General features: G+C 62.6%; 15 protein-coding genes. 13 read left to right on the top strand and 2 right to left on the bottom strand.

Translation table 11 applies throughout. The annotated features are described in order from the left end of the window. Positions 1 to 460 (top strand): IS1634 family transposase (locus tag QZY07_RS16305; protein WP_295404984.1); only part of this gene is annotated, 460 nt, incomplete at its 5' end. After that, the gene (locus tag QZY07_RS16300; protein WP_295404981.1) at positions 460 to 1320 is read left to right on the top strand and encodes a hypothetical protein; all 861 of its coding nucleotides are present in this window, start codon (positions 460 to 462) and stop codon (positions 1318 to 1320) included. The genes QZY07_RS16305 and QZY07_RS16300, both read left to right, overlap by 1 nt. Positions 1321 to 1370: 50 nt before the next feature. Here QZY07_RS16300 and QZY07_RS16295 read toward each other — a convergent pair whose 3' ends face one another. After that, positions 1371 to 1997: a Uma2 family endonuclease gene (locus QZY07_RS16295; protein ID WP_295404979.1), complete on the bottom strand. Its 627-nt coding sequence runs from the start codon at positions 1995 to 1997 to the stop codon at positions 1371 to 1373. A 59-nt stretch (positions 1998 to 2056) separates the two neighbouring features. On the opposite strand from QZY07_RS16295, the gene dusB reads away from it, so the two are divergent. From dusB to QZY07_RS16240, 11 genes are all read left to right on the top strand, one after another. Next, the gene (gene dusB / locus QZY07_RS16290; RefSeq protein WP_295404976.1) at positions 2057 to 3106 is read left to right on the top strand and encodes a tRNA dihydrouridine synthase DusB; all 1050 of its coding nucleotides are present in this window, start codon (positions 2057 to 2059) and stop codon (positions 3104 to 3106) included. Further along, positions 3103 to 3408: a helix-turn-helix domain-containing protein gene (locus QZY07_RS16285; RefSeq protein ID WP_295404973.1), complete on the top strand. Its 306-nt coding sequence runs from the start codon at positions 3103 to 3105 to the stop codon at positions 3406 to 3408. Before dusB ends, QZY07_RS16285 begins: the two co-directional genes overlap by 4 nt. Beyond that, positions 3392 to 3613 carry a hypothetical protein gene (locus QZY07_RS16280; protein WP_295404971.1) on the top strand — a complete coding sequence of 74 codons (222 nt, stop codon included), beginning with the start codon at positions 3392 to 3394 and terminating at the stop codon, positions 3611 to 3613. Before QZY07_RS16285 ends, QZY07_RS16280 begins: the two co-directional genes overlap by 17 nt. Before the next feature lie 42 nt (positions 3614 to 3655). Next, on the top strand, positions 3656 to 5215 hold the full coding sequence (gene purH / locus QZY07_RS16275; RefSeq protein ID WP_295404968.1) for a bifunctional phosphoribosylaminoimidazolecarboxamide formyltransferase/IMP cyclohydrolase: 1560 nt from the start codon (positions 3656 to 3658) through the stop codon (positions 5213 to 5215). A 197-nt stretch (positions 5216 to 5412) separates the two neighbouring features. Beyond that, positions 5413 to 6189 (top strand): acyl-ACP--UDP-N-acetylglucosamine O-acyltransferase, encoded by a 777-nt coding sequence (gene lpxA / locus QZY07_RS16270; RefSeq protein WP_295404965.1) that lies wholly within the window; start codon positions 5413 to 5415, stop codon positions 6187 to 6189. Positions 6190 to 6280: 91 nt separating this feature from the next. Then, positions 6281 to 6451 carry a hypothetical protein gene (locus tag QZY07_RS16265; RefSeq protein ID WP_295404963.1) on the top strand — a complete coding sequence of 57 codons (171 nt, stop codon included), beginning with the start codon at positions 6281 to 6283 and terminating at the stop codon, positions 6449 to 6451. An 18-nt stretch (positions 6452 to 6469) separates the two neighbouring features. Then, positions 6470 to 7780, top strand: a complete 1311-nt coding sequence (gene purD / locus QZY07_RS16260) for a phosphoribosylamine--glycine ligase (RefSeq protein ID WP_295404960.1) — start codon at positions 6470 to 6472, stop codon at positions 7778 to 7780. Between the two features lie 81 nt (positions 7781 to 7861). Further along, complete coding sequence (locus QZY07_RS16255) at positions 7862 to 9475, top strand: tetratricopeptide repeat-containing response regulator (RefSeq protein ID WP_295404956.1); 1614 nt, start codon at positions 7862 to 7864, stop codon at positions 9473 to 9475. A 12-nt stretch (positions 9476 to 9487) separates the two neighbouring features. Continuing rightward, entirely contained in the window at positions 9488 to 10174 is a 687-nt protein-coding gene (locus QZY07_RS16250; protein ID WP_295404953.1) for a HAMP domain-containing sensor histidine kinase, read from the top strand. 49 nt (positions 10175 to 10223) lie between these two features. Further along, positions 10224 to 12122 carry a vWA domain-containing protein gene (locus QZY07_RS16245; protein ID WP_295404950.1) on the top strand — a complete coding sequence of 633 codons (1899 nt, stop codon included), beginning with the start codon at positions 10224 to 10226 and terminating at the stop codon, positions 12120 to 12122. Next, the gene (locus QZY07_RS16240; protein WP_295404947.1) at positions 12119 to 12973 is read left to right on the top strand and encodes a hypothetical protein; all 855 of its coding nucleotides are present in this window, start codon (positions 12119 to 12121) and stop codon (positions 12971 to 12973) included. The genes QZY07_RS16245 and QZY07_RS16240 overlap by 4 nt, the downstream gene beginning before the upstream one ends. Here QZY07_RS16240 and QZY07_RS16235 read toward each other — a convergent pair. Continuing rightward, on the bottom strand, positions 12953 to 13984 hold the full coding sequence (locus QZY07_RS16235; RefSeq protein WP_295404944.1) for a phosphotransferase: 1032 nt from the start codon (positions 13982 to 13984) through the stop codon (positions 12953 to 12955). The genes QZY07_RS16240 and QZY07_RS16235 overlap by 21 nt on opposite strands. Between the last annotated feature and the right edge of the window lie 191 nt (positions 13985 to 14175).

Genomic DNA, 14175 nt, shown 5'->3' with positions numbered 1-14175 from the left:
GCATCGCTCCTGGTACGACCGCAGCGCCATCGGCGATCTGCTGGGGGAAGACTTCGCGATCGCCCCGAGCGATCCCCTCTACCGCTGTCTCGACCGGCTCGCGGTGCATCGCGAGGCCTTGTTTTCCCATCTCCAGGCCCGTTGGCGTGCGCTGTTCGAGGCCCGTTTTGAGGTGCTGCGCTACGATCTGACCCGCACCTATGTGGAATGCGAGCCACCGGAATCGGGCAAGCGGAAGGTTGGCTACAGCCGGGATCAACGATCGGATTGTGTTCCGGTTGTCCTCGCCCTGATCGTCCCCCCCGCCGGCGTTCCCCTCGCCGACGAGGCGCTGCCCGGCAATCCGCTCGACAAGCGGACACTCACGGATGTCTTGGCCAAGATCGAACGCCAGTACGGCAAAGCCGAGCGGGTGTGGGTCCTGGATCGGGGGATTCCCACCGCAGAGACCCTGGCCTGATGCGCGCCGCGGATCCGCCGGTGCACGATCTGGTCGGCACGCCCAAAGGCCGTCTGACCCAGCGCGAACACGCCTTCCTCGACCAGCCCTGGCACGTCGTGCGCGCGCCGGTGACAGTCGAACTCTTGCAGCAGGACCACGAGGCTTACGTCCGCGCGCTGAGCGCTGGACGCCGAGACAAAGAGCAGGCGATGCGCCAACGTCGCCTCAAGCGTCTGTGCAAACGCCTGCAGGCATTGCAACAACAGGCCCCCAGCCGGGATCAACTCTTGCCGACGCTCGGAGCGGCCAAGAAAGAGGCCGGACGCGCCTATGGGCTCGTCAAGATCCCGGTGCCAGAGAAGGATCAACCGGTCACTCCCGACACCGTCGCCTTGACCCTCCACCGCAAGCAGCGGCGCTTGGCCCGCCGACGCGAGGGGCGTTACTTGCGGCGCACCAACCTCGTCAATGACAACCCGGCGCAACGGTGGGCCAATGACATCCAACTCACCGAAGTGGAACAGGCCCTCAAAGACCTCAAGGGAGACCTGAAGATTCGTCCGATCTTTCCCCAATCGGACCGGCGGATTGCCGCCCATCTCTTCGTCGCCTTCCTCGCCTACTGCCTGCAGGTCACGTCGAAGGCCCGGCTGCGGCCTCTCGCTCCAGGTCTGACCCCAAGGTCTGCGCTGGAGAAATTCGCCGTCATCCAGATGGTCGATGTCCACCGGCCCACCACCGATGGGCGCACCCTGGTCTTGCGTCGCTATACCGAACCGGAGCCCGAGCTGCACCTGTTGCTCGATCAGCTGCATCTCCGCCGGCCAGAACAACCGCCCCCAAGGATTTCCTCCAACCGGCAAGCCCACATCGCCTAAGCTCTTTGTAGTGCCGACCTTTGCTGACGTCCAATAGGAGGATCAATCAGTTACGCCGCACGGCGGCTCGAATCGCGGAAGTCGGGATAGTCCGAGCCTGCCAGATAGCGGATCTCGGGCCACTGGATTTCCAGCCCAGCGATGGCGGATACGGCGGTCGTGCCTTCCAGTTCCACCACGTCCGGCTTGCCGAAGGCGCCCTGCTCGCCGAGCCGGTAGATGGTCAACACGCGGTCGATCGGATGCAGCAGCCAGTATTCGCGCACGCCATGACGTTCGTAGAGGGCACGCTTGCGGATCTGATCGTGGACAGCGCTGGAGGGCGAGAGGATTTCGACGATCCAATCCGGCGCGCCACGACAGCCTTTGTCGTCGAGTTTGGACGGATCGCAGATCACGGCGACATCGGGTTGAACGACGGTGTCGATGCGTGCATCGGCCTCGTCGCCCTTGGGCAGACGCACGTCGAAGGGGGCGACATAGACGCGGCAGGGGTGGTCTTGAAGCGCATTGGCAATCTGTCGCGTCAGCTCGACCACAAAATCCTGATGCAATCGCGTCGGCGCGGGCGCCATCGCAAAGGCATTGCCGTCAATGAGTTCCCAGCGTTCGTCGTCAGGCCATTGACAATACTCGCCGTAGGTCAAATGACTCGTCTTCGTCGCGGCTTGCGGCATGTTCGCCACTCCTTAAGAATCGATTGGTTTCACGCCTGATTATCGACCATTTATCCGCCATGCAAAATCTCCAAACCCCGCCAATCCCGTTCGCCATCGGTCCTTACCAGTTCGCCAACAATCTGATTCTGGCGCCCATGGCGGGGATTACCGATCGCCCCTTTCGCACCCTCTGCCGGCGGCTTGGCGCGGGGCTGGCGGTCGCCGAGATGGTCGCCGCCAACACCGCGCTCTGGGGTAGCCGCAAATCGCTCCGTCGACTCGATTATCGCGGCGAGCAAGGCCCGATCGCGGCGCAGATTGTCGGTTCCAACCCCGCCGAGATGGCCGAGGCCGCGAAGGTCAGCGTGGGGCTGGGCGCGCACATCATCGACATCAACATGGGCTGCCCGGCGAAAAAGGTCTGCAAGGTCGCCGCCGGCTCCGCCCTGCTGCGCGACGAGAGCCTGGTAGGGCGGATTCTGGACGCCGTGGTCGCTGCCGTCGACGCGCCGGTGACACTGAAGATCCGTACCGGCTGGTCGCCCGAGCACCGCAACGCGCTCCAGATCGCCCGCATTGCCCGCGAGGCCGGGATCGCCGCGCTGACCGTGCATGGCCGCACCCGCGCCTGTCACTATGGCATCCCCGCCGAATACGACACGCTGCGCGCGATTCGGGAGTCGGTCGCGCTGCCGCTGATCGCCAATGGCGACATCGCCACCGCCGAACAGGCAAGACGAATTCTGGACTACACCGGCGCCGATGCTATTATGATTGGACGCGCGGCCCAGGGACGCCCCTGGATCTTCCGCGACATCGCCGCCGGCCTGGCCGCGGGCCTCGCGCCCGACGAGCCCGCAAGTGACGGGATCCATGCAGCATCCGGGATCCCTCCAAAAGACTGGATCAAGGACATCCTGAGCGCGCACCTCGAAGAGCTGTACCTGTTTTATGGTTCCCACGGGGTCTGCGTCGCGCGCAAGCATATCGCCTGGTATTGCCGGCATCTGCCCGGCGCGGCGAGCTTTAGAGAAGACATCAATCGAACGGAGACCCCGACGGACCAGTTGTCCAGGGTGCTCGCGTTCTTCGACCAATGCCCCGACACGGAGAACCAAGCAGCATGAAGACAGCGGCTGCGCAACACGCATCGGAACCACCGCAGTCGGCGGGGCTGCGCGTGGTGGAGACGGATCGCACGGATCCCTTGAGCCTGTGCGTTCGGAGCGCCCTGCGGTTTTACCTCGACAACATGGCGGATCACGAGATCACCGGACTGTATGGCCTGGTCATGGAAGAGGTCGAACGGCCGCTCTTCGAGACCGTCCTGACACACGCCAACGGCAACCTCAGCCACGCCTCCAAAATGCTCGGCATGACGCGCAGCACCCTGCGCAAGCGACTCAGCGAGTATGGAATCGAGCGCTGAATGGTACAGTTGGCAGTTGGCAGTTGGCAGTTGGCAGTTGGCAGTTGGCAGTTGGCAGTTGGCAGTTGGCAGTTGGCAGTTGGCAGTTGGCAGTTGGCAGTTGGCAGTTGGCAGTTGGCAGTTGGCAGTTGTTGGAATGCTCGAACTTGAAAAGTTCCCGACATGGCTCCCTGATGACAAAAAATATCTGACACCTGAAAACTGAAAACTGAAAACTCTAAAGTAACCCCAAACCCGGACCCCCTGCATGCAACCCATTCATCGTGCCCTGATCAGCGTTTCCGACAAGACCGGTCTGGTCGACTTTGCCCGGGCATTGGCCGCTCGTGGCGTGGAAATCCTCTCCACCGGCGGAACCTCGCGACTGCTCACCGAACAGAATGTCCCTGTCACCGAGGTCTCGGACTACACCGGCTTCCCGGAGATGATGGACGGGCGCGTCAAGACGCTGCATCCGCGCATCCATGGCGGCATCCTGGGGCGACGCGGCATCGACGAGCGGGTGATGCGCGAGAACGAGATCAACCCCATCGATCTGGTCGTGGTCAATCTCTATCCCTTCGAGCAGACGGTCGCGAAGCCGGACTGCGATCTGGCCACCGCCATCGAGAACATCGACATTGGCGGTCCGACGCTGTTGCGCGCCGCCGCGAAGAATCATGCCAGCGTGACCGTGGTGGTGGATGCCGCCGACTATGCGCGGGTACTGGCCGAGATCGCCGAGAGCGGCGGGGTGAGCGACGCCACCCGCTTCGATCTGGCGGTCAAGGTCTTCGAGCATACCGCCCGCTATGATGGCGCCATCGCCAATTATCTCGGCACGCTGACCGCGACCGACGCGGACGCCACTTTCCCGCGCACCCTGAGCCTGCAATTCAAGCGCCAGCAGTCGATGCGCTATGGCGAGAATCCGCATCAGCAGGCCGCCTTCTATGTCGAGCACGAGGTGGTCGAGGCGGGGATCGCCACCGCCCATCAGATCCAGGGCAAGGAACTCTCCTATAACAACATCGCCGACACGGACGCGGCGCTGGAGTGCGTCAAACAGTTCGTCGAGGCACCCGCCTGCGTGATCGTCAAGCATGCCAATCCCTGCGGCGTGGCCTTCGGGGCAAACCTGCTGGAGGCGTACAACCGCGCCTATCAAACCGACCCCGAGTCCGCGTTCGGCGGCATCATCGCCTTCAATGGCGAACTCGACGGCGAGACCGCGCGCGCCATCGTCGAACGTCAGTTCGTTGAGGTCATCATCGCCCCGCGTCTCTCGGAGGACGCTCGCGCGGCGGTCGCGGCCAAACAGAATGTGCGGCTGCTCGAATGCGGCGACTGGTCGAGCGAATCGCTCCACCGGCTCGACTTCAAACGCGTCAACGGCGGGTTGCTGGTGCAGGACGCGGATCTGCGCCTGACCGAGTCGGTGCGGACCGTCTCCAGCCGCGCGCCCACTGACCAGGAACTGGACGATCTGCTCTTTACCTGGCGCGTGGCCAAGTTCGTCAAGTCCAACGCCATCGTCTATGGGCGCGAGCGCATGACCGTCGGCGTGGGCGCCGGGCAGATGAGCCGGGTCAATTCGGCGCGCATCGCCCGCATCAAGGCCGAGCAGGCCGGACTTGCCGTGGCCGGCGCGGCGATGGCATCCGACGCCTTCTTCCCCTTCCGCGATGGCATCGACCAGGCCGCCGAGGCGGGGATCGCCGCCGTCATCCAGCCCGGCGGATCGATGCGCGACGAGGAGGTCATCGCCGCGGCCAATGCGCACGGCATGGCCATGGTTTTCACCGGGATGCGTCATTTCAGGCATTGAAGCGCGTTCTGGCGCGACCTTGTGCCGCTTGGAGCGATCTCGGCATCCGAGCAACCAACCATGATTGACAGAACGCGCTTCGAGATGAAAAATAGTTATGAAGTTAAATACTTAAACCACGTCAGCGCCGACGCCCATGGACTGACGCAAGCCCCATTCAATGCACCATGCGTGCAGACCATGACGGACGCGGTTTAATGCGCATTCATCCAACCGCGATCATCGAGGACGGCGCCGAACTGCACGAGAGCGTGCGCGTCGGCCCCTATTCGATCGTCGAGGCCGGCGCGGTCCTTGGCGAGGGCTGCGTCATCGAAAGCTGCGCGCGCATCTATGCCAACACCCGCATGGGGGCGGAGAACCGCGTCTGCCATGGCGCGACACTCGGATCCGAACCGCAGGATCTCAGTTTCACGCCCGAGAAAGCCCGTCCGCTCGTCATCGGCGACCGCAATCACTTCAAGGAAGGGGTCAACATCAGTTGCGGCATCAAGTCCGAGGAAGGGACACGCATCGGCCACGACAATTACTGGATGACCTTTTCGCACGCGGGCCATGACTGCGTCGTTGGGAACCGCAACATCTTCGCCAACTCGGCCACCTTGGCCGGACACGTCGAGGTCGGCGATCGCGTTTTCCTGTCCGGTCAGGTCGCCGTGCATCAGTTTTGCCGCATCGGCTCCTATGCCATGGTAGCCGGCGTCACCGGGGTGGCTCAGGACGTGCCGCCCTTCGCCCTGGCCGACGGTCATCGCGCCAGAATCCTTGGGTTGAATGTCGTTGGCCTCCGACGTAACGGTTTCAGCCCGGAACAGCGCAAACGGATCAAGGAAGTCTATCGTCTGGTGTTCCGCTCCGGTCTACGACTGGCCGAGGCACTGGTCCGCGCCGAACACGAGTACCCCGGACCGGAGACCGAACAGATCGTGCAATTCATCCAGTCCAGCCGGCGCGGTTTGATTTCGTTCGCTTAAAGACGAGGATTGCCCATGTCCGCGACCGCGCCCGAACTTCAGACCCGACAGATGCTCACGCACGAGGACTATTCCGGAGCTACGGTACTATTTGTTGCTCGATCAGGAGCGCCCCCACGCCGAGTTGTTCACGCGCGGTCCCGAACAGGATCGCTGGGTGTTGAGCGAGGCGAACGGAATGGATGGAGGCATCGACCTTGCTGACTGGAAGCTCCGCCTGACGCTGGCCGATCTCTATCGGGATGTCGCGCTAAACCCCTGAAATCGCATGAGACCAACCATGAACATTCTGATCGTCGGCAACGGCGGACGCGAGCACGCGCTGGCCTGGAAGGTCGCGCAGTCACCCCTGGCGGACCGGGTCTTCGTCGCCCCCGGTAACGGCGGAACCGCCCGCGAACCCGGCGTGGAGAACCTGCCGATCGCCGCCGACGACATCCCCGCGCTGCTGCATTTCGCCACCGAGCAGGCGATCGGCCTGACCATCGTCGGCCCCGAGGCGCCGCTCGTCGCGGGCCTCGTCGATGCCTTCGAGGCCGCCGGGCTGCCTTGCTTCGGTCCGCGCCGGGAGGCCGCTCGACTCGAAGGCTCGAAGACCTTCGCCAAGGATTTCCTCGCCCGCCACGCCATCCCCACGGCGGCCTATGGCGCCTTTACCGAACTGGAACCCGCGCTGGCCTATCTGTGCCAGGTCGGCGCGCCGATCGTGGTCAAGGCCGACGGACTGGCGGCGGGCAAGGGCGTCATCCTCGCCGAGGATCTGGCCACCGCCGAGACTGCGGTGCGCGACATGTTGGGCGCGGGCCGTTTCGGTCTGGCCGGCGCGCGGGTGGTGATCGAGGAATTCCTGACCGGCGAGGAGGCCAGCTTCATCGCCATGGTCGACGGTCGCGATATCCTTCCGCTGGCCACCTCCCAGGATCACAAAGCACGGGATGATGGCGACCGCGGCCCCAATACCGGCGGCATGGGCGCCTATTCGCCGGCGCCGATCGTTACCTCCGAGATCCATGAGCGTATCCTGCGCGAGGTCATGCAACCGACCGCCGACGGACTGGCCGCCGAGGGGATCCGCTATCGGGGCTTCCTCTACGCCGGCCTCATGATCGGCGCCGACGGCACGCCCAGGGTGCTGGAGTTCAATTGTCGGCTGGGCGATCCCGAGACCCAGCCGCTGCTGATGCGTCTGCAATCGGATCTGGTCGGGCTCTGTCTGAGCGCGCTCGCGGGCCGGCTCGACGAGTCGACGGCCGTGTGGGATCCTCGCCCCGCGGTGGGCGTGGTACTGGCGGCTGGCGGCTATCCGGATCGCTATGCGGTCGGACACACGATTGCCGGACTGGATGAGGTACCGCCCAGCGAGGCCAAGGTCTTTCACGCCGGCACCCGCCTGGATGGCAACGCCATGGTGACCAACGGCGGGCGCGTGCTCTGCGTGACGGCGCTGGGCGACAGCGTGTCGGCGGCGCAGCGGCTGGCCTATCGGGGGGTCGATCGCCTGCGTTGGGATGACTGCTATTGCCGGCGCGACATCGGTTACCGCGCCATTGCGCGCGAGACAAACCAGCCGCCAGCGCGCGAAGTTTCTTGATGGTGACCGACAGGGAGGGGTAGCATCCGAGCCATCGGTGGTGGGGGCAGGTGGATTGACGAGCGCGCGGAACGCAGCAAGATGGCAGAAGAATTTTCCCAAAAACAGTGCCTGGTCATCGACGACTTCAGCGATATGCGCGCGGCGATCCGAAGTATTCTGCGCTCGCTCGGCGTCAATCATATCGATCAGGCCCGTGACGGGAATGACGCCATCGCGCAGATGGCGAAAAAGCGGTTCGATGTCGTGTTATGCGACTACAACCTGGGGCCAGGCAAGGACGGCCAACAGGTACTGGAGGAAGCGCGGCATCGTCAGCTGATAGGGATCGACTGCATCTTTATCATGGTCACGGCCGAAAACACGCGCGAGATGGTCATGAGCGCGGCGGAATACGCGCCCGACAGTTATCTGTCCAAGCCGTTCACCAAGGAACTGCTGAAAAACCGTCTCGACAAGCTTTTCGAACGCAAGGCCCATCTGGCTCCGGTCAACAAGGCGCTGGTGGCTAAGGACTATGGCACCGCCATCGGCGAACTGGACCAATTGATCGCCGCCTCGCCCAAAAACCTCGCGGATCTGCTCAAGCTCAAAACGGAGATTTGTCTCGCGGCAAACCGCTACGACGAGGCCATGACGGTCTATGAGCAGGTGCTGGCCGCGCGCGAGATCGCCTGGGCGCGCCTCGGGATGGGCAAGGTTCTGTACTTAAAAAAACACTATGCCAAGGCCCAGGAGATGTTCAGGCAACTGATCGCGCTCGATCCCAACCTGATCGCGGCCAGTGACTGGCTCGCCAGAACCCAGACCGCCCTGCAGCAGTTCGCCGAGGCCGAAGAGACCGTCCGCTCCGCTGTCAAACTCTCGCCGCGCGGCCTGAAACGCCAGCAAATGCTCGGCGAACTGGCGCTGAGCAATGGGAATTCGCAGGAGGCGGAGATCGCCTTCGGTCACGCCGTGACGCTGGCCAAACACTCGGTCTTGAACCATCCCTCGCTGTTTGCCAACCTGGCGCGATCCAAGTCATCGAACAACAAACACGTCGAGGCGTTGAAGGTCATCGGCGAGATCGGCAAGGTGTTTTCGAACACGCCCGAAGCGACCTTCTACAAGGCGACCGCAACGGCGACAGTGAAACAACAGCAAGGCGATCGGGAAGGCGCGCTGGAGGCGTTGCAAACCGCCGAAGCGGCCATAGCGCGCTTCGGCGAGGCGTCGCACGCCACACTCAGTCTTGAAATGGTGAAGACCTACGCGCAGTTGGGCGAGCAGGACAAAGCGGCCGCGCTGTTGCAAAAGGCCATCGCCAACAACCATGACGACGAGGAGTTCCTCATGAACGTCGTGCAAGCCTGCCGCGAGGCCGGCGTTGAGTATGACACCGAGACGGCCATTCGCGAGATCCAGCAAGATGTCGTCAAAACCAACAATCTGGGTGTGCGCCTCATCAAACAAGGCGAATTCGATGCCGCCCTGGAACTCCTGCACGAAGCCGCCGAGGACATGCCGGGCAACAAAACCATCAACCTGAACGCAGCCAAGGCCAGCATCATGAAGATGGAAAAACTGGGCACCACCAACGAAGACATCCAGCTCGTCCGCCGCTATATTGGGCGGGTTCATGCGCTGGCCCCCAACGACTGGCGGCTCAACGACGTCATCTCCCGCCTGCGCACTCTCGCTCCCAAGGTCTAGTGGCACGACATCATGGACTTCTCCGACATCCTTGCCTCTTCCATCCACGACATCAAAAACTCGCTCGGGTTGATCCTGAACGATCTTGACGAACTGATCGCCAATCCCGCTAACCATCTCGCCAATCCGCGACAAGCCAGCCTCTTGCAGCACGAGGCGCAACGGGCCAACAGCAACCTGATTCAATTGCTGAATCTCTATAAGCTGGGGACCGCAGAACTGGTCGCGCGGATCGCCGAACAGAATCTCGACGAATTCCTCGACGAGGTCGTCGCCGAGAATCAGGCGCTCTGCCAGGCACTGAACCTCGATCTGAGCGCGACCAGCGATCCCGACTTGATCGGCTATTTCGACACGGACCTGATCCATGGCGTCCTCAATAGCACGATCGGAAACGCTCGCCGCTATGCCCGCGAACGCATTCTGCTGAGCGCCGAGACAGTCGACGACTACCTGGTCATTCGCGTGGAAGACGACGGTTCGGGCTTTCCAGGCAAGCTGCCTCAATGGCTTCCCGATGACAACGAGCCAGCGCGAAATTTGACCGATCCCACGAGCGATCCCTCAAGGACACGGTTGGGGCTTTACTTCGCGGCCCGCATCGCCCAGATGCACAAGACGCCTGAACGCACCGGGCGGATACGACTCGCCAACGGTCACACCCTGACGGGCGGCTGTTTCGAGTTGTGGCTGCCGTGATGCCGCGCACGACATTGTCAACCGTCGCTCTCCCTTGCCGCCCGAGGTCTTGCGCAAGACTCCAGCGTTGCCGCACGCGGCCGTCACCCTCGACATGATGCACCATCCGACCCCTCCCCGGATCCCCGGGCGCTTGCTTGCGGCCCTGTTGCTGGCCCTGTTGACAACCGCCGGCACGCTGGTCGCCGCCACGCCGGAGGTGCGAATCCTGATCGATGTCTCCGGCAGCATGAAGCGGAACGACCCGCAAAACCTGCGAATTCCGGCGCTGCGACTGGTCAACGAACTCCTGCCGGAAGGCGCCCGCGCGGGTGTCTGGCTCTTTGCCGAGAAAACCGAAATCCTGGCGCCGCCCGGACCGGTCGATGATCAATGGAAGACCCGCACCCGCGCCCGACTCGAACACATCCATTCGCGCGGCCTGTTCACCGACATCGAACAGGCCATCACGGCGGCCGTCGCGGGCTGGGAGACGCCGACCGCGGACAGCGAGCGCCACCTCGTTCTGCTGACCGATGGCCTGGTCGACGTCTCCAAGGACGCGGACCAGAGTGCCGCCTCGCGCGCGCGCATCGTCTCCACCCAGATCGAACAGCTCAAGACCCTCAACGTCAAGGTTCATGCCATCGCCCTGTCGGACGAGGTCGATGCCGAGCTCCTGCGCCTCCTGACCACGCAGACCGACGGCTGGCTGGAATCCCCCAAGGACGCGGACGCGCTGCAGCGCGTTTTTCTGCGCATGCTGGAGCAAACCGCGGCGCCGACAACGGTCCCACTGGAAGGCAACCGGTTCGAGATCGACGCGCGGGTTTCCGAATTTACCCTGCTGGCGTTCCGTGGCGCAGAAGGAGCGACCCAACTGATCTCGCCTGCCGGCGACCTGATTTCGGCTAACAAACCCTCGGCGGGGGTAACCTGGCGCAAGGAGTCCGGTTATGACCTGGTGACCCTGGCCCAGCCCAAACCCGGCCAATGGGAACTTCAGGGCGCCACCGATCCGGATAACCGGGTGGTGGTCGTGACCGATCTGGGGATCGAGCTTGCCCCGCTCCCGAACACGCTCCGGCACGGCGAGACGCTCCGCCTCGAAGTCTGGCTGACCGACCACCAACAACCCGTCACGCGCAGCGATTTCCTGCGGTTACTGACCGCCAGCGCCACCCTGACGCCGATTTCCGAGAGTCCGCGTCCGGGTGACGATGGCGGGGCACAAACGCCCTCTCGGCACGGCGAAGAACCACCGCCGGAACAGGTGCCGGAGCCCCAGGACAGTGCGAACGGGGTTGAGGTCACGTTGGTTCTCGATCAGGAAAGCGGTCGCTACCGGAGTCAATTTGAGACAAAATCGCTCGTTCCAGGTCTCTATCAGTTGAACGTCGTGCTGGACGGCGGCACCTTCAAACGACAGACATCGAAGCGTTTGCACCTCGCGGGCCCGCCTTTTACGATCGCCTATCAAGAACAGCTTCCATCGGACGCGTCGCCGGTCGCGGCGCTCATGGCGACCCTGACGATCGAGCCCGATCTGATCGATCCGAGCACGGTGTCCGGCTACCTGCTCCTACAGGATCCCGAGGGACGCAAGACCGTCGTTGACGTTCCAAAACCGACGATCTTTCCCCTGGCCCTGTCCCTTCCTGTTGAACGGCCCGGCGAATTCCAACTTCATGGCCGGCTGCTGGCACGCACCTTGACCGGCGAGGCGATCGATTTCGATCTGGAGCCCAGACCATTCGTCTTCGAGTTTGCCGCGCCGGCCGGCGCGAATCGTCATGACAAAACATCTGATTCCTCCGAAGGGCTGTCATGGATCGAATTCAGCCTGTATCTGCTCGTCGGTAACGCTATTCTTGGCTTGATGCTCGGCCTGACTTGGTGGTTACTGCGTCGCTCGACGAAAAGCGCCGCGATCGATCCGGCGCGACAGGCAAGGGTGAATTCAGCATGAGCGCACTCGAACTTGGCAGCCTGGTTCTGGCCACCGAATTCGCCCTGGTGGCATGGGCGATTCTATTTTTCCTGCTGCGTCGACAACGCAAGCAATTTAACTCGGATCAGGTGCATGTCGGCGCCGTGATCGAAAAACTTGATAAGACCGAGATCTCACGACGCGATGCCTTGACGACCCTGTTCCAATCGAATTATCAGATGGAAGGCGAGGAATTGGAGGCGAAGGTCGATGAGTATGTCGCGCGCGAGAAGGCCTTTTACAACGCGATGCTGAGTCTCTATCTGGAACGGGATGGCGCAAAACTGAAGGACATTCCAGCGGAGTTGGCCAAGGTGCTGAGCCCCTGGACGACCCTGACGCCCAGCGGACGGTTGCCGACGGGTGACATCGGTCATCTCGAAAGCGAAAAGGCAGAACTCGCGGCGGAACTGGAAAGCACGAAACAGACCCTGGATGAATTGATGAGCGAATATTCGGCCGCCTTCAACCGATCCCAGCAACCGCCCGAGTCAGCATCGCCTCATGCGGCTCCGCCAGACGAATCCATCGCGGATATCGTGATCGAGGAAGAAACCACGGACATGGACCAGGACATTTTCGACGTCCGGTCAGAAGAACTTGCTGACCAGCACGAGTTCGAGATCGCGGACACCCTCGCGGAGATGCCATTCACAGCATCCAAACCTGAGAAGACCGCCCCGGAATCGATCGCCGACGGTGCGCAAAAACCAATCCGTCCATCCGGCGACAGCGACCCTAACGACTCCGATGAGGCACTTGCGTGGGAGGAGCTGGAAGGACTCGCCGATCTTTTCGATTCCCCGTCGTCATCGAAGAACGGCGCGTGACGTTGACCGCGAGTGGCTGACAGAGTTTTCCTGGGTCAGAGGCAAGACCCGCGCCGACAGAAATCGGCAAAACTCGTCTAGTTCGCCGTATTTACCCGTCACCTCGATCACATATTCAAGGGTTCGGGGAATATCGCCCAGATAGTGCGGTTTGCCGTCGCGGAGATTCAAGCGCGCAAAGATCCCGCACGCCTTCAGGTGCCGTTGAGTCCCCATGAGGTCGAACCAGCGCGGGAAGCGTTCGGCGTCATCCTGGCGCAAGACTCCCGACTGAATGGCAAGCTGACAATAACCCAGCGCCCAGTCAGCAACTCGCTCCACGGGCCAGGCGATGTAACAATCCCGAAGCAGCGAGACCGGATCGTAGGTGACCGGACCGATCACCGCGTCCTGAAAATCCAGAACCCCAGGGTTTGCCGTGTCGGTCAGCATCAGGTTACGGGAGTGGAAATCACGGTGCACGCAGACCTGCGGCTGCTCCAGGGCGCTGGCAACCAGAAACTCATTGGCCTGAGCGAGCGTCGACAGCTCCTCTACGCTGAGACTCAGGCCAAGCTGTTTCCGCAGAAACCATTCATGAAACAGATCGAGTTCACGGTGTAAAAACGAGGCATCGTAAAACGGCAGGCCATCGAGCGGTCCGCAAGCCTGAATGACCGCCAGCGCGCCCAGGGCATCGCCATACAGACGGTCGGCATTGTTGGCGTCAAGCTGGCTCAGATAGACGCGGTCTCCGAGATCGGCGATCAACAGAAAACCCTGGGCACGATCCTCCGCGTGGATCTCAGGGGTATTGACGCCGATGGCACGAAAGCGCCCAGAGAGATCGGCGAAGCGACCGCAATCCTCGAACGCCGGTGGCGCATCCATGGCGATCAGGGTTCCGGCGGCATGACTCACCCGCCAATAGCGCCGAAAGCTCGCATCCGACGAGGCGGGCGCGAGTTCGAATGACTCGCCATTGAACTGAGTTGCCAGCCAGTTTCGCAACCTTTCATTCCGATCCGACATATCCACCACTCACGACACTTAACCCACATCCGCCGTCATGCGCTCCGCGACACGTCAACCCGGACGCGCGCGAACCGTTCGCCATGCGAGACGCGGTTTCAATGATCACCAATAAAAACCTGGCCCGCGTCAACCGCGACGCCGGTTCGGTTCGTTGAGTCCAGGTCGACGCGCCAGCCGCCCATGCCATG

It is taken from the genome of uncultured Thiocystis sp., assembly GCF_903866365.1.
Taxonomy (GTDB): domain Bacteria; phylum Pseudomonadota; class Gammaproteobacteria; order Chromatiales; family Chromatiaceae; genus Chromatium.
The sequence above is the reverse complement of the archived record's forward strand: the minus strand, read 5'-3'. Positions and strand labels throughout refer to the sequence as shown.

Excerpts from the sequence above, each read along its gene's own strand:
- QZY07_RS16300 (WP_295404981.1), top strand. The coding sequence starts at position 460 with ATGCGCGCCGCGGATCCGCCGGTGCACGATCTGGTCGGCACGCCCAAA.
- QZY07_RS16295 (WP_295404979.1), bottom strand. The coding sequence starts at position 1,997 with ATGCCGCAAGCCGCGACGAAGACGAGTCATTTGACCTACGGCGAGTAT.
- dusB (WP_295404976.1), top strand. The coding sequence starts at position 2,057 with ATGCAAAATCTCCAAACCCCGCCAATCCCGTTCGCCATCGGTCCTTAC.
- QZY07_RS16285 (WP_295404973.1), top strand. The coding sequence starts at position 3,103 with ATGAAGACAGCGGCTGCGCAACACGCATCGGAACCACCGCAGTCGGCG.
- QZY07_RS16280 (WP_295404971.1), top strand. The coding sequence starts at position 3,392 with ATGGAATCGAGCGCTGAATGGTACAGTTGGCAGTTGGCAGTTGGCAGT.
- purH (WP_295404968.1), top strand. The coding sequence starts at position 3,656 with ATGCAACCCATTCATCGTGCCCTGATCAGCGTTTCCGACAAGACCGGT.
- lpxA (WP_295404965.1), top strand. The coding sequence starts at position 5,413 with ATGCGCATTCATCCAACCGCGATCATCGAGGACGGCGCCGAACTGCAC.
- purD (WP_295404960.1), top strand. The coding sequence starts at position 6,470 with ATGAACATTCTGATCGTCGGCAACGGCGGACGCGAGCACGCGCTGGCC.
- QZY07_RS16255 (WP_295404956.1), top strand. The coding sequence starts at position 7,862 with ATGGCAGAAGAATTTTCCCAAAAACAGTGCCTGGTCATCGACGACTTC.
- QZY07_RS16250 (WP_295404953.1), top strand. The coding sequence starts at position 9,488 with ATGGACTTCTCCGACATCCTTGCCTCTTCCATCCACGACATCAAAAAC.
- QZY07_RS16240 (WP_295404947.1), top strand. The coding sequence starts at position 12,119 with ATGAGCGCACTCGAACTTGGCAGCCTGGTTCTGGCCACCGAATTCGCC.
- QZY07_RS16235 (WP_295404944.1), bottom strand. The coding sequence starts at position 13,984 with ATGTCGGATCGGAATGAAAGGTTGCGAAACTGGCTGGCAACTCAGTTC.